The organism is Streptomyces sp. XH2, from assembly GCF_049725035.1.
Taxonomy (GTDB): domain Bacteria; phylum Actinomycetota; class Actinomycetes; order Streptomycetales; family Streptomycetaceae; genus Streptomyces; species Streptomyces roseoverticillatus.
In genome coordinates this window covers 267,662-290,447 of sequence record NZ_JBMMMZ010000006.1, presented here as the reverse complement: position 1 = coordinate 290,447, position 22,786 = coordinate 267,662, and the positions used below count along the sequence as shown (strand labels likewise).

Below are 22,786 nucleotides of genomic sequence, written 5' to 3'. Positions count from 1 at the left end.
AGGTGACAGCAGGTCACGTCACCTGCGCGGCGAAGGCCTCGTACGCCCGCTCGTCGAAGAGGACGAAGCGGACCTCCTCCACCGACGTCTCCGCCTCCCGGACCGCCTCGACCGCGATGCGGGCGGCGTCCTCGACCGGCCAGCGGTAGACGCCCGTCGAAATGGCCGGGAAGGCAACCGTCTTCGCGCCCAGTTCGTCCGCGACCCGCAGGGACTCCCGGTGGCAGGACGCCAGCAGCTCCGAGCGGTCCTCCTCCCCCGCCCACACCGGACCCACCGTATGGATCACCCAGCGGGCCGGGAGGTTGCCCGCGGTCGTGGCGACGGCCTTGCCCGTGGGGAGGCCCTTGCCGTAGTGGGAGGCGCGGAGGTCGCGGCAGGCGGAGAGGATCTCGGGGCCGCCCTTGCGGTGGATGGCGCCGTCGACGCCGCCGCCCCCGAGGAGTGAGGAGTTCGCGGCGTTGACGACGGCGTCGACGTGCTGCTCGGTGATGTCGCCCCGGACGAGAGTGATCACGGTCATGAGGTCATCCTCTCTCGCCCCGGCGGCCGGGTGGTATCAGATCGGGAGCGGGTAGCGCACGCTGCGGACCGCCGGGTTGGTCAGGGAGCGGCCGGGGCCGAGGCCGCGGGCGCCCTTCGTGCAGTGGCGGTCGGTGTAGTAGAAGACGGTCCGGTTGGTGCCGTTGGTGAGCTTGCGGATCTTCGCGCGGTTCTCGGTGAGGAGGCTGAAGCACTTGCCGTCCTGCGGGTCCTTCTCGCTCCTGCTCACTTCCTCGGGGAAGCAGGCCACTCCGGTGATGCCGGTGCCCGCTTTGCAGCGCGAGTAGTCCACGCGCAGGGTGCCGTTCGCGGCGTGCGCCCCGGGTGCGGAGGCGAGGGTGGAGAGCAGGAGTACGGACAGGGCGGTGCCAAGGGCGCGGCGGATACGCACGGGATTCCTTTCGTGGTGGCGGGGCGGTGCGATGCCACCAGCTATCCACGGGCGCTGATCCATCCGGCGGAATCACTCGTCGGTGGGCGCGGCATTGCCACGTCTCCGCGACCAGGGAACGTGCGAGCGAACGGGCGGGGCGGGTCGCCCGGTTCGCCGTCGTCGTAGGATGCGTCAATATCCGGCAATGGCAGAGGAGTTCGACGGTTGAGTGAGTTCCCTGATCAGGGTCTTCCGGAGGCGGCCGTGTCGCAGCCCTCGTCCGCCCGGCGGCTCTGGACAGCCGTCGAACCCCTGCACGCCCTCGTCTACTTCGCTCCCGAAACCGCCGCCGCGGCCCGCGCGGTCGGCCTGCCGAGCTGGTGGATGGGGTACTTCGCCGGACGGGCGGCCCCGCTCGGGGCGGTCGGGCCGGCGCCCGTGGCGGCGATGTTCCACGGGTTCTCCCCGGCCATGGTGGCCCGCTCGCTGCCCGATGCCTGGGCGTACGCCTCGCCCGAAGCCGTGCTGGAGGCTCGTACCGAAGCGGTACGAGCCGCGCTGGACCGTACGCTCCCTGCGGGGTACGGCCGCTCCCTCGACCGCCTCGCCGAGCTCCTGGAGCACGCCGTGGCGGGCTGCGGTTTCGAGGGCAGGCCGCTGGCCGCGGCGTGGTCCCGGGTGCCCCGGCCCGCCGGCCCGGCCTTGCGCGTCTGGCTGGCGGCCACCGTCCTGCGCGAGCACCGCGGTGACGGCCACGTCCTCGCCGCCGTCCACGCGGGCCTCGGCGGCCTGGACACCACCCTCACGCACGTGGCCACCGGCAACGTGCCGCAGGCCGCCGTCCAGGACAACCGCGGCTGGACGGAGGCCGAGTGGGAGGAGAGCCGCCGCAGGCTCACCGAGCGCGGCGTGCTCGACGGAGACGGGCGGCTGACCGAGGCGGGCGGCGCGCTGCGCCGGCGGCTGGAGGAGGACACCGACCGGCTCGCCGCGTCGCCTCTCGCCGCGCTGGGCGCGGAAGGAACCGAGGAGGCGATCCGCCTCGCCGTCCCGCTGAGCCGTCACCTCGTCGACAGCGGCGCGCTGCCCGTGCCCAACCCCATGGGCGCGCCCCGCCCGTGACGGTTCCCGGTGAAGGACCGTTCCCCCCTACAAGTCCGAGCTCTCCATCGCCCAACTGGCCAGGATCCGAAGGGACTCGGCGGAGGGCGTGCCCGGCTCGGCGTGGTACGTGATCAGCTGCTGGTTCTGGTCGGCCGGGAGCACGAGCGTCTCGTAGGACAGGGTCAGCGGTCCCACCACCGGGTGGTGCAGCTTCTTGACGCCGAAGCCCTTGTCCTCCACGTTGTGGGCGGCCCACAGCGACCGGAACTCCGGGCTCTTGACGGACAGCTCGCCGACGAGCGCGGCGAGGTGCGGGTCCTCGGGGCAGCGGCCGGCGTCGAGCCGCAGGAAGGCGACGACGTCGGCGGCCTTCTTCTCCCACTCGGTGTACAGCCGGCGGGTGGCGGGCTCCAGGAAGAGCTGCCAGGCCAGGTTGCGCTGCCCGGCCGGCATCGCGTCGAAGTCGCCGAGGAGGGCGCAGGCCAGCCGGTTCCAGGCGAGGATGTCCAGCCGGCGCCCGACCACGTAGGCCGGGGTGTTCTCCATGCTGTCCATGAGGTGCTGCACCGAGGGGCGCACGCGCTGCGGGCGGGCCGGCCGGCACGGGCGCGCCTTCTTCACGCTCGGGCGGACGAGGTGGGTGAGGTGGTCCCGTTCGGCGCGGGTGAGCCGCAGGGCGTCGGCGATGGCCTCCAGCACCGCCGTGGAGACGTTCTGACCGTGCCCCTGTTCCAGGCGTGTGTAGTAGGCGACGCTCACGCCCGCGAGCTGTGCCAGCTCCTCGCGCCGCAGGCCGGGCACCCGGCGCCGCCCGCCGTAGGGCGTGAGGCCCACTTCGGCGGGCTGCAGCCGGGCCCGCCTGCTGCGGAGGAACTCGCTCAGTTCGGTGCGCTGGTCCATGCCCACCAGTATGCGACGGGCTCCGGGGGCCGGGGCGGGGCCAGGGTGACACTGCCAGTGGTAGGAACCGCGAGCGTACGTTCGCCCGGGTTCTGGCTGGGCTTCCGCAGCGGGCGCACGATGGCGCACATGACCCACACCACTGTTCCCGCATACGCGGCCCCTTCGGCCAAGGCTCCCCTGGAGCGGATCACCGTCCAGCGCCGGGAGCCGGGTGAGCACGACGTCCTCATCGAGATCAAGTACGCCGGCATCTGCCACTCCGACATCCACACGGTCCGCGGCGAGTGGGGCGAGGGCGGCCACTTCCCCCTCGCGCCGGGCCACGAGATAGCCGGTGTCGTGACCGCCACCGGCGCCGGCGTCACCCGCTACCGGGTCGGCGACCGCGTCGGCGTCGGTTGCTTCGTGGACTCCTGCCGCGAGTGCGACAGCTGCAAGGCCGGCCTGCAGCAGTACTGCACCGGCGAGCTCGGCATGGTCGGCACCTACGGGGCCACGGGCCGTGACGGGGAGATCACTCAGGGCGGCTACTCCACGCACGTCGTCGTGGACGAGAACTACGTCCTGCGCATCCCCGACGCCATTCCGCTGGACGCCGCGGCTCCGCTGCTGTGCGCCGGCATCACCCTCTACTCGCCGCTCGCGCACTGGCAGGCGGGGCCGGGCAAGAAGGTCGCGATCGTCGGCCTCGGCGGCCTCGGCCACATGGGCGTGAAGATCGCGCACGCGATGGGCGCGGAGGTCACCGTGCTCAGCCAGTCCCTGCGCAAGCAGGAGGACGGCCTGCGACTCGGCGCCGACCACTTCTACGCGACCTCCGACCCGGCGACCTTCGAGCGGCTGGCGGGCGGCTTCGACCTGATCGTCAACACCGTCTCGGCCGGCATCGACCTCAACGCCTACCTGGGCCTGCTGAAGACCGACGGCACGCTCGTGCAGGTCGGCGCCCCGGAGAACCCGCAGCCGGTCGCCTCGTTCGCCCTCATCACCCGGCGCCGGTCGCTGGCGGGCTCGATGATCGGCGGCATCCCGGAGACCCAGGAGATGCTCGACTTCTGCGGCGAGCACGGCATCGGCGCCGACATCGAGCTGATCCGCGCCGAGCAGATCAACGAGGCGTACGAGCGGGTGCTGGCCAGCGACGTCCGCTACCGCTTCGTCATCGACGCCGCGACGATCTGAACCGCGGGGTCCCCGCGGCGACGAGCCTGATCCGGACCGCGGGGATCCCTGCGCGACGGTCCGCTCCGGACCGTCGCGGATCCGCACCGGTGCGGGGCGCCCCGGAGGCCCGTCCTCCGGCCGCCCCGCACCGCGCCGGTAACGACTCCGCGCGCCGGTGGCCCCTCCGTCACCGCGTCGCGCGGTGCTCCGGGAGCGGTGGAAGACTGAGACGCGTCGGGGGACGCCGAGCGCCGCGCCCGCGGTGACGGGGCCTCGCGCGTATCCGTTGCCCCCGCGCGCACCCGCCGGAGGAGCACCCACCATGCTCAGCACAGATTTCGTGACCGGATCACCCAACTGGCTCGACCTCGGCAGCCCGGACACCGCGGCGTCCGCCGGGTTCTACGGAGCGGTCTTCGGCTGGGACCTGCAGTCCGCCGGGCCCGACGCCGGCGGCTACGGCTTCTTCCTCCAGGACGGCAAGAGCGTCGCGGCGCTCGGGCCGCTGACCGAGGAGGGCGCGAGCCCCGCGTGGACGGTGTACTTCCAGACGCCCGACGCCGACGCCACGGTCAAGGCGGCCGAGCAGGCCGGCGGCGCCGTGCGGGTCGCGCCGACCGACGTCAACGACGCGGGCCGCCTCGCCTGCCTCACCGACCCGGGCGGCGCGGAGTTCGCCCTCTGGCAGCCCGCCGCCGTCAAGGGTCTGGAGCGGGTCTGCGAGCCCGACACCCTGCTGTGGGTCGAGCTGCACACCGCGGACCCGGCGGCGGCCGGAGCCTTCTACCACGCCCTGTTCGGGTGGGGCACGGAGGAGAAGGAGTTCTCCGTCGGCACCTACACCCTGATCTCCCTGGCGGGCGAGAGCGGTGACGACGCTCCGTTCGGCGGCATCGCGCCCGCGCCCGGAGGGGGCGAGGCGGCCGAGCCGTCCCGCTGGATCCCGTACTTCCTGGTCACGGACACCGACGCCACCCTCGCCAGGGTGCAGGAGGCCGGCGGTTCGGTGGTCGCACCGGCCGCCGACGTGCCCGACGTGGGCCGGATCGCCTGGGCGGCCGACCAGTTCGGCGCGGTCTTCGGCGTCCTCAAGCCGCTGCCGCGCGCGGCCTGAACCGCGGCACCGGCCCGTACCTCCGCCGCCCCGGGGCGCAGCACGCGCCCCGGGGCCGGCCCGTGTCCCGGGCCCGGCCCGTGTCCGGGAGCGCGGCCCGCACCACGGATCCGTCCGGCGCCGGGCCCTGCCCCCGTCCCGCTCAGCCGCCTCCCTCGCCTTCCGGAGCGGCAGCCTCCGCCGCCGGTGCGCCCTCGGCCGCCTCCGCCGCCTCCTCCTCTTCGGCTTCCTCCTCCTCCGCCGGCTCCGTCTGGGCCGCGACGATCTGCAGGACGGCGTCCTCGCCGTCGACCGCGAGGCTGGTGCCGCGCGGCAGCGGGATGTCCCTGGCGTGGATGGTGTGGCCGGCTTCCAGGCCCTCGATGGAGATCGTGACGCCCTCCGGGATGTGCGTGGCCTCGGCCTCGACCGGGAGGGCGTTGAGGATGTACTCCAGCAGGTTGCCGCCGGGTGCGAGCTCGCCCTCGGTGTGGATCGGGATGTCGACCGTGACCTTCTCGCCCTTCTTGACGATCAGCAGGTCCACGTGGACCAGGAAGCCCCGGATGGCCTCGCGCTGGACGGCCTTGGGGATGACGAGCTCCTTCTTGCCGTCGACGTCCAGGTTGATCAGGACGTTCGGCGTCCGCAGGGCCATCAGCAGGGCGTGCCCGTCCACCGACACGTGCCGCGGGTCGGCGCCGTGGCCGTAGATGACGCAGGGGACCTTGTTCTCCTTGCGGATGCGGCGGGCGGCACCCTTGCCGAAGTCGGTGCGCGTCTCGGCGGTCAGCTTCACTTCGGCCATGCCAGAACTCCTCGCGGTTCGGTCGTCTGGAGACTGTGTTAACCGCAGGCCGGAAGGGTGCCCTCCGCGGCTACTCCGTACGGGAGCGATATCGGGCGGATTTCCTTCTGATGGCAGACGCTCCGGCATCAGAGGGCGTCGCTCCATCCGGATCTATCCGGAATCCCCCGGCCCACGCAGAGGTGATCGGGCAGACTTTGCGGGCACCGTGCAGACCCCGTCACACCGTTGTGAAACCGAGGGGACACCCATGAGCGGTATACGAAGATTCAGCCGGAGAGCCCTGTTACGGACCGGCCTGGGGGTGAGCGGCGGCGCGCTCGCCGCACAGCTCCTCCCGCGCCTGCCCGGAGCCCCCGGCGCCGAGCCCGCCTGGGCGCCGGCCGCGGCCCGGCAGGGGCTCTTCCCCGAGTGGAGCCGCTACGCCCGGCTGGCCGACGGCACGTTCGACGAGGACGCCGACCCGCAGCGCGACATGAAGCCCGTGATCACGGCGCTGAAGGCGCAGAACGTCAGCGTCATCGAGCTCGACACCGTCCTGTCGAACTGGCTGACGCCCGCCGAGTTCACCGAGCACATGGGCAAGGTGAAGAGCTTCGTGGAGCTGGCGCACGCCGCCGGGATCCGTGTGGTCATGTACTACCCGTCGCTGGAGCTCATCAGCGTCGGCGGCGAGAACGGCCGGTCGTTCTACAAGAACGGCGAGGGCAAGTCCTGGGTGCAGCGCTCCCTCGACGGCAAGCCCAACGTCTTCTACGGCAGCCTGGTCGTCTGGGTCGACCCGGGCGACGAGAGCTGCTGGCTCAGCCCCAACTCCCCCTGGCGCGACTACTACCTCGGCCGCGTCAAGGCCCTGGCCGCCACGGGCGTGGACGCCGTCTGGCCGGACGTGCCGATCTACTTCGACGGGGCGATGAGCTGGTGCGACGGTTCCACCTGGGCGGCGGACGCCTTCAAGGCCGACACCGGCCTCGCCCTCCCCGCCAAGGCCGACTTCACGAGCCTGCCCTTCCGCCGCTACGTGGAGTGGCGCCACCGCAACCTCAACCAGTGGCAGCTCGACATCGCCGCCGCCGGCCGGTCGGTCAACCCGGACCTGGTCACCTTCGTCGAGACGGTGAGCATGGACTACCAGTACGCCACGCTGGTCGGCCTCGACGGGGCCTACCTGCGCAAGGCCGAGGGCGTGAGCCACGTCTGGGAGGTGGACATCCTCGGCAACTACGACGGGATGCGCCACGCCACGGCGACGGACTGGACCTGCCTGATCTCGATGTACAAGTACGCGCGCGCCGCGAGCGGACCGAAGCCCGCGTGGGCGTTCTCGTACGGCTGGAAGGCCGACGACGCCTCGCTGGTGATGGCCGAGCTGCTGGCGGCCGGCTGCAATCCGTACGAGGTCAAGAGCCCGTTCAAGAACGAGACCACCGACAAGGCGATGCGCACCCGCATGTACGCCTTCGTCGCGGCCAACCAGCAGAAGCTCTACGACGCGGTGCCGGCGGCCGAGGTCGGCGTCTACCACTCCTCGGCCTCGCGGGACTACGTCAGCCCGTCCGCCGGCACGGGCATGTACGCCAACGCGAAGGCGCCGTCGGGGGTGAAGGACTGGTGGGCCTCGGGCAGCGCGGAGGAGAGCTGCACGTCCCAGGCGTGGCTGGGCGAGTTCCGCGGCACGGTCAAGGCGCTGGTCTACGCCCACGTCCCCTTCGCCACCGTCCCGAGCCCGCACCTGGCCGCCGCCGACCTCGCCCCGTACCGCGTCCTGATGCTGCCGAACCTGCAAGCCGTCTCCGACGCCGAGGCCGCGATCCTGCGGGAGTACGTGGCGGGCGGCGGGACGGTCGTCGTCACGGGCCCCCTGCCGACCGGCCTCGACGAGCTGGGCACGGCCCGCAGCGAGTACGCACTGGCCGACGTGCTCGGGTTCCGCAAGGGCGATCCGCTGCCGGCCACCAAGCAGAACCGTTTCGGCCAGGGGACGTGCTGGTACGTGAAGGACCTGGCCGGCCACAGCTACCTCGCGAGGACGGACCAGGCGAGCGCCGACCAGCTGCTCGCGCCCGTACGGGCGGCGGCGCCGCCGGCGGTGGAGCTCACGGGCGACCGGCGCATCCACATGGAGGTGAGCCGGCTCGGCGCCGACACGATCGTGCAGCTCGTCAACTTCACCGGCTTCGGTGACACCCCGGCGGCCTTCAGGACCACGCCGGCCGCGTGCTCGGTCGCGCTGAAGCTGCCCGCCGGCAAGCAGGTGCTGGCCGCCACGGTGAGCTCGCCGGACGGGGCCTCGCCGGCTCCGCAGCCGGTCGCCTGGCAGACGGCGGGCGGCACCGCCTCGGTGTCCCTGACGGTGTCCCAGTACTCGCTGCTGACCGTCACCACCGGCTGACGGTCACCACCGGCTGAGGGTCCCCGCAGGCGCACCGTCACCACGGGCCGGCAGTCATCACCATCCGGCCGTCACCGCCGGCCTGCCGGCCCCTCACGGCCCGTCGGTTCCGGGGGCGGGGATCCGCCACAGCGAGGCCGGCCGGTCCTCGTCCCCCGGGTGGGACTCGAAGGCGATCCACCGCCCGTCCGGCGACCAGCTCGGCGCGCCGTCGTAGTCGCCGTCGCGCGTGGTCACCCGGACGGGCCGCCCGCCGCCGGCCGGGATCACGAAGATCTGCGGCACCTCCAGGCCGCCGGCGGTGGAGGAGAAGACCACCGACCTGCCGTCGGGCGACCAGCTCGGGTCGGTGTGCTCCCCGGGGCCGTCGGTGAGCCGCCGCAGGCCGCTGCCGTCGGCGTTCATCACGTAGAGCGCCCACGTGCGCGCGCCGCGCTCGCGCCGCTGGAAGACCAGCCGGTCGCCCTTGGGCGACCAGTTGGGCTGGCGGTTGTCCGTGCCGGTGGCGGGGCCGTCCAGGAGGCGGGTGCGCCCGGTGCCGTCCCGGCGGACCTTCCAGAGGGAGCCGAGCGCGCCGCCGCCGTCCCCCGCGCCCTTCTCCCGGATCTCCTGGAAGACGATCCACGACCCGTCGGGCGAGAAGCTGGGCTCCAGGTAGCCGGAGTCGCCCCCGTGTTCGGTGACGCGGGAAGGCCGCCCGTCCCCGGGCCGCATCACCCACACCTCGTCGCGGCCGCCCTCCCGGTCCGAGGCGAAGGCCACCCCGGCCGAGGGGTGCCAGCTGGAGCCGGGCAGGTTGACCGCGGCCTTGTCGGCCTCGTCGAGAAGGGTCTTCGGGCGACCGGGGGCGCCGCCGCCCCGCAGCGGGAGGACGCGCAGCGCGGCGGCGCCCTCGTTGTAGCCGTCCTCGAAGAGCGTGAAGAGCACGGACGTGCCGTCCGGCGAGAAGGCGGGGTTCTGCGCGCTGGCCTTCCCCTTGCCCCGGTAGAGCAGCTGCGCGCCGTCGGACCGGGTGGCCGCCCGTCCGTCGGACGGGGCCGGCGGCTGCGGGGACTCCGGGCTGCTGCAGGCCGTCAGGGCGAGGGCGGCCAGGAACGCTGCGACGTACGGGCGACTGCGCACCCGGCCGACCCTAGTGGCTCCGGCGCACGCCGGACGGCGGAACGGGACAAGCCGGCGCACAGCCGTGCGGTGCTCCCGTGCGGGCGGCGGGGCGGGAACCCCGCTCGCCCGCCGCCGGCCGTGGAGCCGCGGGCCCGCTCGTCGGTCCCCTTGCGCTCCGGTCGGCCCGCACCGTCCGCATGATGGTCGGGCCCGGTGATTCCGGGGGTGATTCACCGGCCTCTCCGCGTGCCGGATTGCATGCGGCGCCGCCGTGCCGACCATGAGAACGGCTGACACGGCGTCAGCCTGCGGGCGGGCGTCCGGCCGCCGCGGTGGCGGTGCTGCCGGGAGTGCTGATGAGGGCCCCTTCCACGCCGCAGCGGCAGTTGCTGCGGTTCTTCCGCGGGTTCGGCGCGCCCTACCGCCGGCTCCTCGCCCTCGGAGTCGGGATGCGGCTCTGCGAGACGGCCGCGGACCTGGTGAAGCCCTGGCCCGTCGCCGCCGTCATCGACCACGTGCTCGGGGCGGGCACCTCGCGGAGCAACCCCCTCGGTTCCCTGCTCGACGTCCTCGGCACGGACCGGACCGCCATGCTCACCGCCGCCGCGGCCCTGGTGGTGCTGGTGGCGCTGGTGTCCGCCGCCTTCGACTACGCGGGCGACCGGCTGATGAACGGCGCGGGCGAGCGGATGAGCGCCGCGATCCGCCGCGAGACCTTCGCCCACCTGCAGCGGCTGCCGCTGAGCTATCACGACCGGCAGACCGTGGGCGGCTCCGCGAGCCGGGTGATCACCGACTGCGGCAACGTCAAGGACGCTCTGGTGGCGTTCTGTTCGGTGCTCTTCCCCGGCGTGCTCTCCGTCACCGGCTACGCGGCCGCGCTGCTCCTGCTCGACTGGCGGTTCGGCCTGATCGGCGTCGCGGCCGTCCCCGCGGTCCTGCTCCTCGGCGTCCGCAACCGGCGGCGCGGCCGGCGGGCGGCGCGGCGGCGCCGGGAGGCGGAGGGCGAGCTGACGGCCCTGGTCGCCGAGGCGCTGCAGGGCATCCGGACGGTGCACGCCTTCGGCGGGTACGGCGTGCACGACCGGGACTTCGCGGCGCGCAGCGGCGGCGTGCTGGGTGCGGGCCTGGAGGCCGTGGACGTCCAGGCCCGCCGGGCACCGCTGCTGGAGTCGGTGACGGCCGCCGCGACGGCGGCGCTGCTGTGGACGGGCGGTGTGGGGGTGCTGCGCGGGTGGTGGAGCACCGGCCACCTCGTGGTCGCGATCGGCTATCTGACGGGCATGGTGGCGCCGCTGCGGGCGTTGTCCAAACTTTCCGGCACGTTCGCGCAGGGGCAGGCGTCGGCCGAGCGCGTCGCCGCGGTCCTCGCCGAGCCGTGCCCGCTGCGGGCGCCGGTACGGGCCGGCGCGCGGGGCCTGCCGTCCCGTGCGCGGGGCCGTGTCGACTTCGCCGGGGTGTCGATGGACTACGGGGACCGCCGCGCACTGCACCACCTCGACCTCAAGATCGCCGCCGGTGAGCGGATCGCGCTCACCGGGCCGAACGGCGCGGGCAAGTCGACGGCGCTCGCGCTGGTCGCGGGCCTGTACCGGCCCACGCGCGGCACGGTGCGCATCGACGGGACGGCGACGGCCGACCTGCCGGAGGAATGGCTGCGCCGCCAGGTGGCGGCCGTGCTGCAGGAGACGTTCCTGTTCGCGGGGACGATCGCCGACAACATCCGCTACGGGCGACCGGACGCGAGCCCGCAGGAGGTGCGCGCGGCCGCGGAGGCGGCGCTGGTCACGGCGTTCGCCGACGGCTTCCCCGACGGGCTCGGCACGCGGCTCGGGGACTGCGGCGGCGGGCTGTCGGGCGGGCAGCGCCAGCGGGTGGGGATCGCCCGCGCCCTGCTCGCCGACGCGCCGATCGTGCTGCTGGACGAGCCGACGTCGGGGCTCGACGCGGAGGCGGAGCGGCTGGTGGTGGCCGCGCTGGGGCGGCTGGTGGCGCACCGGACGGTGGTCATGGTCACGCACCGTCCGGCGCTGCTGGAGACGGCGACCGGGGTGGTGGCGCTCGCCGCGGCCGGCCCGGGGCCGGCTACCGGGCGGCCAGCAGGACGTTGATGAGGGCCCCGTGCCCGTACATGCTGACGATGCCGCTCGTGCCGTCGGCGAAGTAGCGGACCAGGCACCCCGCCGGCCTGCCGGCCATGACGTACGGGCCGAGAAGGGGGGCGATGGTGGCGGGGCGGGTGCCGGACTCCGTCCCGTCGGTCACCTCGGCGGCGCAGCGGCCGGCCTCGACGTACTCCTGGGCGATGCTGTCCTCGTCCCGCAGGGCCGCCTCGACGGCGCGCCGCCACACGGCGGGGTCGGTGGCCGGGCCGAGGAGGACGCCGTCGCCGCACATGCCGACGGCCTTCTTCAGGACGAACCGCCGCTGCCGGCGCAGCAGCAGCTCGCCGAGGCCGGTGTCCCGGCCGCGCCAGGTGACGCGGCGGTCGCCGGTGACCCGGGTCCAGGGCAGGTAGCGGCGCACGAGCGCGCGTTCGCCGGCGGTCATCCAGGGGAGCCCCTCGGAGACCCAGCCGAGGACCTTCTTGTTGGAGACGAGGAAGGCGGTCTGCGGGGCCAGGAAGGTGCAGCCGGCGTCGAGGGCCCTGCGGACGGGGGCGAGGTCGATGCCGTGCCGGCGCCACTCGGTGACCGTGAAGTGGCGCAGTCCGAGGGGGTAGCGGAAGCGTCCGTCGGAGCCGTGGCCGCGGTCGAGCTCCTCGGGCTCGAAGAACTCGGCGGCGAAGCCGTGCCGGCGCAGGTGGTGGACCTCGGCGTCGAAGTAGCGGGTGGTGCGGACGCCGGGCAGGTCGCGGAGGGTACCGAGCAGGGCGACCCCGGGGGCTTGCCGCAGTTCCTCGCAGGCGGCGGCGAAGACGCGGCGGCGGGCGCCGAACAGCGAGGGCGCGTCGAAGGGCAGCCGGCCACCGTCCGCGTGCACCTGCCGCCAGGCCCGGGTCAGCATGTGCGTGTGGACGGCTCCTCCGACGGCACCGCCGACGTTGAACTCCAGGAACTGCGGGCCGTGCTCCCCGATCACGGCGTCCGGGCGGGCCATGCAGGCGCAGTAGCGCTCCTCGGTCCGGTCGTCGGTGAACAGCGGGTGCAGGGACTCGTCGGCTCCCAGTGCGGCCATGCGGTGGCGGGGCGTGGGCCCGCTCGCCAGCAGGGCCTTGCGGAGCAGGGCGAGGAGCCGGGCGGCCGCGCCGTAGAGCTCGGCGGCGCTGTGCGGGGGCACGAGCAGGGGCCGGGCGGAGACGAGGTCCCGGTGGAATCCGATGTCGTCCATCTCCCGGAGGAGGACGTCGCGGACGCCGGCCGCGCCGAGCCGGGGCGGCCGGGAGAGGGCGTACGAGCCGAACCAGGGGTGGTGCTGCGGCGCGGCGTGCGTCGTCATGGCCTGCCTCCGCGGGGTGGGCCGTCCTCCCGGGGCAGGCCCCGGGTGAAGGTGTCGAGCGGGACGTGGCGGGCGCGGCGGATGCCCGGGCAGCGCCAGGCCAGGTCGGTGCGGGGCGGCCGGTCCGCGTCGTGGAAGTAGAGGGCTTCGAGGCCGTGGCCGTCGCCGAGCGCGACGAGGGGGTTGGCCGTGAGGAAGTCCCGTACGGCCGGGGTGTCGCGCAGGACGCGCAGGACGAGCCGCTTGCCGCCGAAGTGGTCCTCCGGCAGCCGGCACTCGGGGTGGAAGCGCTGTTTGAACTGGAAGATCCCTTTGCTCAGGAAGGGTTCGCAGCCGGAGAGGCCGACGGACGCGCAGCCGTTCTCGCACGCCCACTCCAGGGCGAAGTGGGTGAGGGCGCGGACCGCGCCGCCGGTGTAGTACCGGCGGGCCCCGTCGAGGACGCCGAGGAGGCGCATCGTCAGGACGCGGCCGTCGCGCGGGCGGGCGCAGAGCACTCCGGCGACGCGGGCACCGTCCTGGACGAGGAAGAAGAGGATTCCGCGCCGGAAGAGGCACTCGTAGGCGAGGCCGGGCGGGAGGCTGCGGGCGGCGGCGCCGTGCCGGCGGCGCATGGTGGGCAGGTGCATGTGCTCGTAGAAGTGGTCGAAGGCGTGCGGGCCGGTGCCGACGTGCCAGGTCCACTGCGCCGCGGCGCGGCGGGCTGCGAAGGCGCGGCGCTCGCGGTCGGATATGCGGGCGCGCAGGGCTTCGGGGCCGTCCCCGACCGGGACGGCGAACTGGATGCGGAAGGGCAGGACGACGGTGGCGGGGCCGGGCGGTCCGGCCTGCCGGGCGGGGATGCCGGACAGCTCGATGTCCGGCGGCCGCTCCTCCGGCGCTCCGGTCCCTTCCGCCGTGGTCTCCACGCCCTGCCGGGCGAGGAACGGCAGGATGTGGCGGGCGCCGTCGCGGAGCCCGGTGTAGCGCAGGCGGACCGGGCTGCGGGGCGGCGAACAGGCGGTGAGCGGGTGCGCGGTGCGCAGCGCGGTGTCCCACCGCAGGCGCAGGGGGGCCAGGCGGGGGTCGGTGTCCCAGGCGTACCTCGCCCGCAGGGCCGCGCGGCGGGGTGCCGCCGCCCTGGCCGGGGCGCGGAGGTCGCCGGGGAGGGCGGGGGCCGTCATCCTGCCGGGTCTCCTTCGTCGGTGCGGTGGTGGTAGACGGACACGCAGCCCGGGCTGCCGGGGCGCATGGGCGTGCCCGCCCAGTCGGCCCGGCGCGCCGTCAGGGCCAGGCCCGCGGAGGCGGCCATGAGGTCCAGCTCCGCGGGCCAGACGTAGCGGATGACCGAGCGGTACGAGGTGACGCCGTCGTCCGTGACGGCCACGGTGCGCCGCTTCATGACCTGGGTGACGGGGTCGCAGTCGACGAGCGAGAAGCGGACCTGGTCGTCCGTGGCGTGGAAGTGCCGGACGGAGATCCCGGGCGCGACGTCGGCGGGCATCTGGTGGTCGACGACGAGGCGGCCGCCGGGGGCCAGGTGCCGGGCGGCGACGGCGAGGCTCGCGGCCTGCCGGGCCTGGGAGGGGACGCAGAAGAGGCTGTTGAAGACGGAGTAGACGAGGGCGAAGCGGCGGCCGAGGTCGCAGGCGTCCGGGTCGGCCATGTCCGCGAGGACGGTGCGGACCAGGTGCCCGCCGGGCTTGGCGCGCAGCCGCTCCAGCATGACCTGCGAGATGTCGACGCCGTGGACGCGGACCCCGCGCTGCGCGAGCGGGATGGCGATGCGGCCGGTGCCGACGCCCAGTTCGAGGGCCTCGCCGCGGCCCGCGTACCGGGCCAGGGCCGCGACGGCTTCCGTGCCGTGGGCGAACTCCAGGGGGTACCAGTCGTCGTACACGGCGCCGAAGGTGCTCCCGTAGGCGTCCGGTGCGTGGCCGGAGCCGGGTCGCGTGCTCTTCCCGTCCCCGGTCACAGCCGCTCGATCTCCGGGATCGCGCCGGCGACGACGTCCTCGAACGCCTCGGCGTCGCCGCCGAACACCCCTGACGGGCGGGGCCGGTGGAGGATGAGGTCGGTGAAGCCGAGGGCGGCGCACGCGCCGGCGAAACCCAGCAGGCGCCCCGGCGCGTCCGCGAGGCCGGGCACCAGCCGGGTGCCGAGCACCATGCGGCCGATGCCGCCGGGGGCCCTGCCGGCTTCTTCGCACGCCGCTTGGAAGGCGTCGGACTGGCGCTTCAGCAGGGCCAGTGCGCCGGCTTCGGTGTACGTGCCGGGCGCCGCGGCGGCCGCGCCGTGCGTCACCCATGCCTGTCCGTGGCGCGCCGCCAGGCGCATGCCGCGCGGGCCGGTGGCCGCGACGGCCAGCGGGAGGCGCGGGCGCTGTACGCAGCCGGGGATCATCCGGGCGCCGCGGGCGGTGAAGGCGGGGCCGTCGTGGTCGGTGACGTCCTGCCGGAGCAGGCGGTCGACGAGGGTGACGAACTCGGCGAAGCGCCGGTGGCGCGCGGCCGGGGCGAGCGGCGGACCGCCCAGGGTGTCCTCGTCGTGGCCGCGGGCACCCGCTCCGAGGCCCGCGACGATCCTGCCGCCCGCGATGTGGTCGAGCGTCATCAGCTCCTTGGCCAGCACCACCGGGTGCCGGAAGGCGGGGCCGGCGACGAGGGGGCCCAGCCTGATGCGGGTGGTGACGGCGGCGGCCGCGGCGAGGAGGGGGATCGCGCCGAACCAGGGGGCGTCGCGCAGGGAGCGCCAGGAGAGGTGGTCGTAGGTCCAGGCGTGGTGGAAGCCGAGCTCCTCGGCGCGCCGCCAGTGCCGGAGGGCCTCCGGCCAGGGGTGCTCGGGGAGGATGACGACGCCCGTACGCATCAGGCCGTCTCCCGGAGTGCGGCCGCGCGGAGGGCCGCGCCGACGTCGCCGGCGCTGCCGACGGGCTGCCGGGCCGCGGGCGGCAGGGGCGTGAAGTCGTCGCGCGTATAGGAGCCGGAGCCGTGCACGACGACCTCGTCGGCCTCCGCCAGGCCGCGTTCGACGGCGAGGAGCGTGCCGGTCACCACCATGACCAGCGACCACTCGCGCAGCCGCCCGGGGTCGGCCGGCAGCCGGATCCCCGCGGGCGCCACCAGGGCGCGCACCTGCTCGTACCGGCCGAGGCACTCGTGCCGGGAGACCACCAGGCCGTCGCCCCCGTGGGCCCGGATCAGCCCGCTCATGACGGGGGCCGTGGCGGGCGATCTCGTGTAGAAGGTGGGGTCGAGGACCTCTGCCGGGTCGTGGGTGACGGCCGGGAAGCGCGGGTCGCCGTCCTGGGTGTACAGGCCGGTGGCGGGGTCGTGCCGGTACGCGGGGGTGGTGCCGTGGTGGAGGTCGAGCACCATGTCGGGGGTCGCGAGGTGCTGGACGAGCAGGTAGCCGGAGGGCCCGCCGGTGCCCTCGCCCAGGAGGGTGGTGCCGAGGTGGTGGCCGAGCAGCCCGAAGGCGCTGGAGACGGCGTGGGCGTGCCATCGCGTGCCGCCGGCGGGCCGGGGCAGGTACGCGTGCTCGAAGCAGGCGCGCACGGTGTCGGCGGCCCGGTAGTTGTCGAGGTCGAGGGTGTGCCAGACACGGACCCCGGTCAGCCGCCCGGCCCCCGCCGCGTGCCGCGCGGCTCCCTCGCTCGCCAGGGCCTTCACGGCCGCGCCGGAGCCCGCGTGCACCAGGACCGGATTGCGGCGGCGCAGCTCCGGGTCCTCGGCGAGCGGGCTCCCCCACACCTTGGAGGCCGAGTCCTCGGGGACCACGCAGACGATGCGCAGCTCGTCGCGGGTGACGAGGCCGCAGTCGAGGGCGCGCCGGACGGCGTCGCGCAGGGCGGTGGCCTTGTTGGCGGAGGAGGGGGTGAGGAGCATCAGGGGCTCCCCCGTCTCGCGCACGTGGTGTGCGGCGCGCGCGACGATGACGAGGGAGGCCATGGTCTTGGTGGTCCGGGTGCCCGGGTTGCGCATGAGGTCGAGGAGGGTGAGCCGGATGCCGCGGTGTGCGCCGAGGTCCGTCGCCGCGAGGCCGGATACGGACAGAAAGGTGCGGAGCCGTTCCGTCAGGGGCGGCAGGCGGGGGCCCGGGGAGAAGCCTTCCGGAGGATCGTCGCGGGCCGCCGCCACGTGGTCGAGCGCCGCCTGGACGCGCTCGTAGTAGGCGGCGATCGCATTGTCCAGCACCACGGTGCCGCGCGCTCCCATCGGCCCCCTCCCGTACGGCCGGGCCTGGGGCGCCGGCCTTCCGGATCGTCGTTCCGCATGCGCAGTCCTCCATGCTAGAGGCCGGATGCCGCCCTCCGGCAGGTACGGACGCGTCAGTCGTGAATGGCCGGAAACCTCACCTCTGCCCCGTAATCGACGGCTCTGTTCTTCGGTGCATCGGACACTGAAAGGATGAGCCCTCCGTCCGAACGGCCGTCACCGCCGTTGCCGCCGCCGCCCGTTCCGCCCGGGCCCGTGGCCGCCCCTCCCGCGCTGCGCGACCGCAATTTCGTCCTGCTCTCCTGGGCCCGGGCGGTCTCCGTCCTGGGCAACGGCTTCGCGCGCGTGGCCCTGGCCTTCGCCGTCCTGGCCCTCCCGGGGGCCACGCCGGGGCAGTTGTCGCTGGTGCTGGCCTGCCAGATGCTCCCGCAGGTGCTGTTCGTGCTCGTGGGCGGGGTGATAGCGGACCGAATACCGCGCATACGGCTCATGGTCGCGGCGGAGCTGGCCGGCGCCGCGGCCTACGGGGGCCTCGCCGTCATGAGCCTGACCGGCCGCGCGCCGCTCGCCGCGCTGGCCGTGCTCGCCGCGGCGGCCGGCACGGCTACCGCCCTCTTCGCGCCGGCGATGACCGCCGTGGTCCCGGAGATCGTCGCCCGCGAGCGGCTCACCGAGGCGAACGCCGCACTGCGGATCGGCATGAACGTCGCCACGGTGCTCGGGCTCTCCCTGTCCGGCGTGGTCGTCGCCGGGGCCGGCGCGGGCTGGGCGCTGGCCCTCGACGCCCTCACCTTCCTGGCGAGCGCCGCGCTGATCGCGGGCATCCGGCCGGCCCGCGCGCACCGCCGCCGCGGCGGTCCGGGCCTGAGCGATCTGCGCGACGGCTGGCGGGAGTTCGCCGCCCGCCAGTGGCTGTGGGCGGTGGTCCTGCAGTACGCCTTCGTCGTGGCGGCCCAGAGCGCAGCGCTGGGCGTGCTCGGGCCCCTGGCGAGCGAGCAGAGCCCCGGCGGGGTGCGGGAGTGGTCCTACGTCGTCGCCGCGCAGGCGCTGGGGACGATCGCGGGCGCGGGGCTCGCGGCGCGGCTCCGCCCGCGGCGTCCCATCCTCGTGGCGGTGCTGGCCACCTTCCCGGCCGCGCTGCCGATGGTGCTGCTGGGGACGCACGCGCCGGTCTGGCCGACCGCGGCGGCGGCGTTCGCCGCCGGGGTCGCGGGGGACGTCTTCGGGGTGCTGTGGGCCACGGCACTGCAGCGTGACGTGCCGGCCGACGCCCTCTCCCGGGTCAGCGCCTACGACTGGTTCGGCTCGCTGGCCTGCGCCCCGCTCGGCATGCTCGCGGCCGGCCCGCTCGCCACGGCGGCCGGGCCCCGCACGGGCCTGCTGTGCTGCGCCGCAGTCGTGGTCGCCGCGACGGCGGCCGCACTGCTGTCGCCCCAGGTGCGCCACGGCCGTGCCGGCGCTTCCGGGACTCCCGGGCCGGGGTAGTCCGGCACCGGCGGTCCCGGACCGGCCGCATGCCGGAGCGCGGCGAGCTCACGCCGCGCCGCAACGGAGCACAACCACCCAGCGGGCGCGGGGCGGCCGCTACGGTCGGCGGACCAGGTCCGCCGGGTCCGTGTTAGCGCCACAGAGGACGACGGCGACCGTTTCGTCCTCCGTGGGCGCGTACGGGCCTCCCTGAACGAGCGCGGCAAGCGCCGTCGCGCCGGCGGGCTCGACCACGATGCGGTGCTCGTCCCACAGGGTCTGCCGCGCGGCAGTGATCGCCTCGTCCGGTACGAGGAGGGAGGTGACGTCCGCGTGGCGGGCCGCGGCGAGGGCCGTCTCGGAGACGCGGCGGGCGCCGAGGGCATCGGCCGCGACCGAGTCGACGGTGACGTCGACGACCTGCCCGGCCTCCAGGGCGGCGTGGAGGGCCCGGCTGCCAGTGGGCTCGACGGCGACCGTCCGTATGCCGTGATGGCGGGCGGCGGCCGCGACACCGGCGAAGAGCCCGCCGCCGCCGACCGCGACGACGACGGTGTCCAGACCGGGAACGCCGGCACGGATCTCGTCGAGGAGGGTTCCCGCGCCCGCGGCGATCAGCAGGTGGTCGTAGGCGTGGCTCGCGAGGGCGCCGGTGGTGCGCGCGAACTCCTCGCAGGCGGCGAGCGCCTCGGCGTACTCCGTGCCGGCGAGGCGGACGTCGGCGCCGTAGCCGCGCAGCCGGTCGACCTTCACCTGCGGGGCGTTCCCGGGCAGGAAGACGGTCGCGGGCAGGCCCTGCTGCCGGGCGGCCCAGGCGCAGGCCAGTCCGGCGTTGCCGCCGGAGGCGATGGTGACGCCGGCCGGGGGCAGGGTGCCGGCCTCGCGGTGGGCGGCCAGGAAGTTCCAGGCGCCACGCGCCTTGAATGACCCGGTGTGCTGCAGGAACTCCAGGGCGAGCCGCACCCGGCCGGGACCTTGGCCGGCCGGGGTGACGGTGACGGGGCGGGTGTGGCCGGCGATGCGCGCGGCAGCCCTTTCGACGTCGCCGTAGGTGAGGTCGTGCAACGGATTCTCTCCTTGGAGCGCAGAAGGGGCTGTCACCGGATGACGCCGTTTGTAACACCGTAAGATACGCTGTCACACATGCCGCGGCAATCTCCTTCCCTCACCCGGGCGACCCCGGACCGCATCGCCCGCACCGCCCTCGCGATCATCGATGAAGAGGGCCCCTCCGCCCTGAGCTTCCGGTCCCTCGCCGAGCGGCTGGGCGTGTCCCACGCGACGATCCACCGCCGCTGCACGGACCTGGGCGGCCTGATCGACCTGTGCACCGACCACCTCGCCGCCGGCCTGCCCGAGATCCCGCCGGGCACCGGCTGGGCCGAGGCCACGGAACGGCGCTTCAGGGCGCTGTACGAGCTGCTCACCGCGCACCCGGGGCTGGTCGCCCTGCGCGGCTCGCGGCCCTGGCTCAGCCCCCAGTTGCTGGCCCGTCTGGTCGAGCCCGCGCTCGCCGACAGCATCGCCGCGGGGATGACGCCGGAGCGGGCATTCCGCACCTACCGGCGGATGTACCTGCTCACGCTCGGCAGCGCCACGTTCGTCGACCACCGCGACCCCGCGCTCACCGTCAGGAACACCCGCACGGCACTGGCCGCGCTCGACCCCGCGCGATTCCCCGTCCTGACGGGCGGCATGGACGCCGTCCTGCCCGGTATGACGGACCATGAGGTCTACTACGGCGCGCTGCGGCAGCTGATCGAGGCGGCGCACCCGTGAGACCCGTGGGTCGGCTGGTGAAAACGGATGCGCCTCACCGCAAGGGTTGGGGAAGCAAATCCGGCTGTTCTACGATGGAGAACATGACGAAGCCGCGCCCCTGTTCGATCGCCGACGCGCTCGGCGTGGTCGGCGAGAAGTACTCCCTGCTGGTGCTGCGTGAGGTCTTCTTCGGAGTCCGGCGCTTCGACGCGATCGCCCGCAACACCGGGGCCCCGCGCGACATCCTGGCCTCCCGGCTGCGCCGCCTGGTGGAGGCGGGAGTGCTGGAAAAGGTTCCCTACAGCGAACGACCTGCGCGCTTCGAGTACTGCCCCACCGCGGCCGGGCACGACCTGCGTCCCGTCCTCATCATGCTGATGAGCTGGGGTGACCGGCATCTGGCGGACGTGCCGCCGACGGTGTTCGAGCACTCCTGCGGCGCCGACCTCGACCCGGCCGTCGTCTGCCGCTGCTGCGGCGAGGAGGTCGACGGATCGGCGATCACCGCGCGCTTCCAGGTGCCGGGGTGGAGCGTGGAGGGCGCGGCCTGACGGGCCCCGGGGGCCCGCTCACCACTCGGCGACGCGGTAGTCCTTGAGGTGGACGCCCGAGACCGGGTCCCCCGCCTCGCCGCGCACGATCGGGTCGTAGACCCGGGCCGCGCCGTCCACGACGTCCAGCGGGGTGCGGAAGCCGTGCGCGGCCATCCACTCCTTCTTCGGGGCCGGGTTCTCGTCGGTGATCCAGCCGGTGTCGACGCTGCACATGTGGACGCCGCGGGCGGCGAGTTCGTGGCCGCTGGTGCGGGTGAGCATGTTGAGCGCGGCCTTGGCCATGTTGGTGTGCGGGTGCCCCGCGGACTTGTTGCGCACGGCGAAGCGGCCCTCGACCGCCGTCACGTTGACGACGTAGCGGCGCGGGTGCGGCGAGGCCAGCAGGAGCGGCAGCAGCCGGTCGCACAGGAGCGCGGGGGCGAGCGCGTTGACCAGCTGCGTCTCCAGCAGCTCCGCCGGGTCCAGCTCCCCGATGCGCACGGACCAGGAGTTGGCCGCGGCGCGGTCGGGCACCAGCCCGGCCTCGTCCACCTCGGCGGCGGCCGGCAGGACGAGCCCGAGCGCCGCCGACGCGCCCGCGCCCGCCCCGGTCCCCTCCAGCGCGTACGGCGTCCGGAAGCCGGGAGCCTCCCACACGTACGCTCCCGCCGGACCCGCGGGCAGGGCGCGCGCCTCCCCCGCGATCAGCGGCGCGTAGGCCCCGGGCGGGCGGCGGATGGTCTGTGCGGCGTTGTTGACGAGGATGTCCAGCGGCCTGCCCTCGGCCCTCAGCCGCTCGCACAGCCCGAGCACCTGCCGGGGGTCGCGCAGGTCGATCCCGATCACGGTGAGCCGGTCCAGCCATTCCCCGCTGCCCCCGGCCGCGCGGAAGCGGCGGACGGTGTCGCGCGGGAAGCGGCTGGTGACCAGCAGCTCGGCGCCGTCGCGCAGCATCATCAGGGCGAGCTGGAACCCGATCTTGACCCGGCCGCCGGTGAGCAGCGCCAGGCGGCCCGTCAGGTCGGTGCGCATGCCCCGCCGGTGGGTGTTGTCGGCGGCGCAGGCCGGGCAGAGCAGGTGGTAGAAGGCGTCGGCCTCCTGGTAGTGGGACTTGCAGACGTAGCAGCGGCGGGGGCGGCCGTAGGCGCCCACGGAGCCGGATGCGGTCTGCGGCACGGCCAAGGGCGCGTCCTCGCGCCGGTCGAGGGCACCGGTCGCCGTCGCGGCGACCACCGCGGCGTCGGCGGCGGCCTGCTCCTGGCGCCGGATCCTGCGACGGCGGTGACGCCCGTCGCGGACGAAGGACGAGGCCACTCGCTCGGCGTGCAGCCGTACGGGGTCGTCCAGGGGCAGCTCTCGCAGCCTGCCGACCACTCGGCCGAACGCCGCGAGCTCCTCCTCGGTGACGTCAGTGACGTCAGTGACGTCAGTGACGTCACCGACGCCGGTGTTGCCGGCAGCGCCGGCGGTGCCGCTCACGTACGCGTGCCCCCGCCCCGTAACAGGGCAGGGCCCCGCCTCGCTGAAGTCTTGAACCTGCCCGTACGGCCGGATTCGAACCGGCGTCCTCCGTCATGCAATGACGGCGCGCCTGCCTCTGCGCTACGTACGAGCATTGGCCAGAACCTTACCCATCACCCTGGCGGCAGCCAAACGGATTCCCCCGCACAGGGATGCCGCAGGTGACCGAGGGGTCACCGGACGACGCGTGGCGACTCCCTGCCGGACCTCACGGGCTGCCGGCCCCGGCCGGTCCGAGTGATTCGCTTGCCGCAAGCACGTGACTTCCCGTCAGGTGGGGCGCTCAGGATTCCGTCACGGCAACCGTGACACTCACTCGCCCGGCCGTATCCCTCCGTTTCCCCCGGCCCCAGCGACACCACCCGCCGCTCTCGGAGCAACGCGCA

20 protein-coding genes and 1 tRNA gene are annotated in these 22,786 nt (G+C 74.5%); 8 read left to right on the top strand and 13 right to left on the bottom strand.

What is annotated here, in order from left to right; genetic code table 11:
* Nucleotides 1-13: 13 nt before the first annotated feature.
* Together ACOTKD_RS14555 and ACOTKD_RS14550 are read right to left on the bottom strand one after the other, a co-directional pair.
* Complete coding sequence (locus ACOTKD_RS14555) at nucleotides 14-523, bottom strand: O-acetyl-ADP-ribose deacetylase (protein ID WP_424889349.1); 510 nt, start codon at nucleotides 521-523, stop codon at nucleotides 14-16.
* Between the two features lie 36 nt (nucleotides 524-559).
* The gene (locus tag ACOTKD_RS14550) at nucleotides 560-934 is read right to left on the bottom strand and encodes a hypothetical protein (RefSeq protein ID WP_424889348.1); all 375 of its coding nucleotides are present in this window, start codon (nucleotides 932-934) and stop codon (nucleotides 560-562) included.
* Between the two features lie 207 nt (nucleotides 935-1,141).
* Here ACOTKD_RS14550 and ACOTKD_RS14545 point away from each other — a divergent pair, with 207 nt between their 5' ends.
* Nucleotides 1,142-2,038: an SCO6745 family protein gene (locus ACOTKD_RS14545; protein ID WP_424889347.1), complete on the top strand. Its 897-nt coding sequence runs from the start codon at nucleotides 1,142-1,144 to the stop codon at nucleotides 2,036-2,038.
* Between the two features lie 27 nt (nucleotides 2,039-2,065).
* Here the strand turns inward: ACOTKD_RS14545 and ACOTKD_RS14540 are convergent, their stop codons facing one another.
* Nucleotides 2,066-2,920 carry a helix-turn-helix transcriptional regulator gene (locus ACOTKD_RS14540; protein ID WP_424889346.1) on the bottom strand — a complete coding sequence of 285 codons (855 nt, stop codon included), beginning with the start codon at nucleotides 2,918-2,920 and terminating at the stop codon, nucleotides 2,066-2,068.
* Between the two features lie 129 nt (nucleotides 2,921-3,049).
* Here ACOTKD_RS14540 and ACOTKD_RS14535 point away from each other — a divergent pair, with 129 nt between their 5' ends.
* Nucleotides 3,050-4,105, top strand: a complete 1,056-nt coding sequence (locus ACOTKD_RS14535) for an NAD(P)-dependent alcohol dehydrogenase (RefSeq protein WP_424889345.1) — start codon at nucleotides 3,050-3,052, stop codon at nucleotides 4,103-4,105.
* A gap of 304 nt (nucleotides 4,106-4,409) precedes the next feature.
* Nucleotides 4,410-5,201 carry a VOC family protein gene (locus ACOTKD_RS14530; protein WP_424889344.1) on the top strand — a complete coding sequence of 264 codons (792 nt, stop codon included), beginning with the start codon at nucleotides 4,410-4,412 and terminating at the stop codon, nucleotides 5,199-5,201.
* A 142-nt stretch (nucleotides 5,202-5,343) separates the two neighbouring features.
* On the opposite strand, the gene ACOTKD_RS14525 is transcribed toward ACOTKD_RS14530, so the two are convergent.
* The gene (locus tag ACOTKD_RS14525; protein ID WP_424889343.1) at nucleotides 5,344-5,988 is read right to left on the bottom strand and encodes a 50S ribosomal protein L25/general stress protein Ctc; all 645 of its coding nucleotides are present in this window, start codon (nucleotides 5,986-5,988) and stop codon (nucleotides 5,344-5,346) included.
* A 250-nt stretch (nucleotides 5,989-6,238) separates the two neighbouring features.
* Here ACOTKD_RS14525 and ACOTKD_RS14520 point away from each other — a divergent pair, with 250 nt between their 5' ends.
* Complete coding sequence (locus ACOTKD_RS14520; protein WP_424889342.1) at nucleotides 6,239-8,380, top strand: hypothetical protein; 2,142 nt, start codon at nucleotides 6,239-6,241, stop codon at nucleotides 8,378-8,380.
* Nucleotides 8,381-8,473: 93 nt separating this feature from the next.
* Here ACOTKD_RS14520 and ACOTKD_RS14515 read toward each other — a convergent pair whose 3' ends face one another.
* Nucleotides 8,474-9,502 carry a hypothetical protein gene (locus ACOTKD_RS14515; protein WP_424889341.1) on the bottom strand — a complete coding sequence of 343 codons (1,029 nt, stop codon included), beginning with the start codon at nucleotides 9,500-9,502 and terminating at the stop codon, nucleotides 8,474-8,476.
* Between the two features lie 338 nt (nucleotides 9,503-9,840).
* On the opposite strand from ACOTKD_RS14515, the gene ACOTKD_RS14510 reads away from it, so the two are divergent.
* The gene (locus ACOTKD_RS14510; RefSeq protein ID WP_424889340.1) at nucleotides 9,841-11,595 is read left to right on the top strand and encodes an ABC transporter ATP-binding protein; all 1,755 of its coding nucleotides are present in this window, start codon (nucleotides 9,841-9,843) and stop codon (nucleotides 11,593-11,595) included.
* Here the strand turns inward: ACOTKD_RS14510 and ACOTKD_RS14505 are convergent.
* Genes ACOTKD_RS14505 through ACOTKD_RS14485 form a run of 5 tightly spaced genes read right to left on the bottom strand, consistent with a single transcriptional unit; the run spans nucleotide 11,570 to nucleotide 17,118 of the window.
* Nucleotides 11,570-12,922 carry a hypothetical protein gene (locus tag ACOTKD_RS14505; protein ID WP_424889339.1) on the bottom strand — a complete coding sequence of 451 codons (1,353 nt, stop codon included), beginning with the start codon at nucleotides 12,920-12,922 and terminating at the stop codon, nucleotides 11,570-11,572. The genes ACOTKD_RS14510 and ACOTKD_RS14505 overlap by 26 nt on opposite strands.
* On the bottom strand, nucleotides 12,919-14,085 hold the full coding sequence (locus tag ACOTKD_RS14500; RefSeq protein ID WP_424889338.1) for a hypothetical protein: 1,167 nt from the start codon (nucleotides 14,083-14,085) through the stop codon (nucleotides 12,919-12,921). Before ACOTKD_RS14500 ends, ACOTKD_RS14505 begins: the two co-directional genes overlap by 4 nt.
* Complete coding sequence (locus ACOTKD_RS14495) at nucleotides 14,082-14,876, bottom strand: class I SAM-dependent DNA methyltransferase (RefSeq protein ID WP_424889337.1); 795 nt, start codon at nucleotides 14,874-14,876, stop codon at nucleotides 14,082-14,084. Before ACOTKD_RS14495 ends, ACOTKD_RS14500 begins: the two co-directional genes overlap by 4 nt.
* The gene (locus ACOTKD_RS14490) at nucleotides 14,873-15,769 is read right to left on the bottom strand and encodes an LLM class flavin-dependent oxidoreductase (protein WP_424889336.1); all 897 of its coding nucleotides are present in this window, start codon (nucleotides 15,767-15,769) and stop codon (nucleotides 14,873-14,875) included. Before ACOTKD_RS14490 ends, ACOTKD_RS14495 begins: the two co-directional genes overlap by 4 nt.
* Nucleotides 15,769-17,118 (bottom strand): DUF6002 family protein, encoded by a 1,350-nt coding sequence (locus ACOTKD_RS14485; RefSeq protein ID WP_424889335.1) that lies wholly within the window; start codon nucleotides 17,116-17,118, stop codon nucleotides 15,769-15,771. Before ACOTKD_RS14485 ends, ACOTKD_RS14490 begins: the two co-directional genes overlap by 1 nt.
* Before the next feature lie 192 nt (nucleotides 17,119-17,310).
* On the opposite strand from ACOTKD_RS14485, the gene ACOTKD_RS14480 reads away from it, so the two are divergent.
* Nucleotides 17,311-18,603, top strand: coding sequence for an MFS transporter (locus ACOTKD_RS14480; protein WP_424889334.1), 1,293 nt, complete (start codon nucleotides 17,311-17,313; stop codon nucleotides 18,601-18,603).
* 99 nt (nucleotides 18,604-18,702) lie between these two features.
* Here ACOTKD_RS14480 and ACOTKD_RS14475 read toward each other — a convergent pair whose 3' ends face one another.
* Nucleotides 18,703-19,650, bottom strand: a complete 948-nt coding sequence (locus ACOTKD_RS14475; protein WP_424889333.1) for a threonine/serine dehydratase — start codon at nucleotides 19,648-19,650, stop codon at nucleotides 18,703-18,705.
* A gap of 78 nt (nucleotides 19,651-19,728) precedes the next feature.
* Between ACOTKD_RS14475 and ACOTKD_RS14470 the strand changes: the two genes are divergently transcribed.
* Entirely contained in the window at nucleotides 19,729-20,364 is a 636-nt protein-coding gene (locus ACOTKD_RS14470) for a TetR/AcrR family transcriptional regulator (protein WP_424889332.1), read from the top strand.
* An 83-nt stretch (nucleotides 20,365-20,447) separates the two neighbouring features.
* Nucleotides 20,448-20,897: a winged helix-turn-helix transcriptional regulator gene (locus ACOTKD_RS14465; RefSeq protein WP_107043012.1), complete on the top strand. Its 450-nt coding sequence runs from the start codon at nucleotides 20,448-20,450 to the stop codon at nucleotides 20,895-20,897.
* Between the two features lie 18 nt (nucleotides 20,898-20,915).
* On the opposite strand, the gene ACOTKD_RS14460 is transcribed toward ACOTKD_RS14465, so the two are convergent.
* Both ACOTKD_RS14460 and ACOTKD_RS14455 read right to left on the bottom strand, forming a co-directional pair.
* Nucleotides 20,916-22,253, bottom strand: coding sequence for an SDR family NAD(P)-dependent oxidoreductase (locus tag ACOTKD_RS14460; RefSeq protein ID WP_424889473.1), 1,338 nt, complete (start codon nucleotides 22,251-22,253; stop codon nucleotides 20,916-20,918).
* A gap of 165 nt (nucleotides 22,254-22,418) precedes the next feature.
* Nucleotides 22,419-22,491 (bottom strand) — tRNA-Ala (locus ACOTKD_RS14455).
* Nucleotides 22,492-22,786 lie beyond the last annotated feature (295 nt).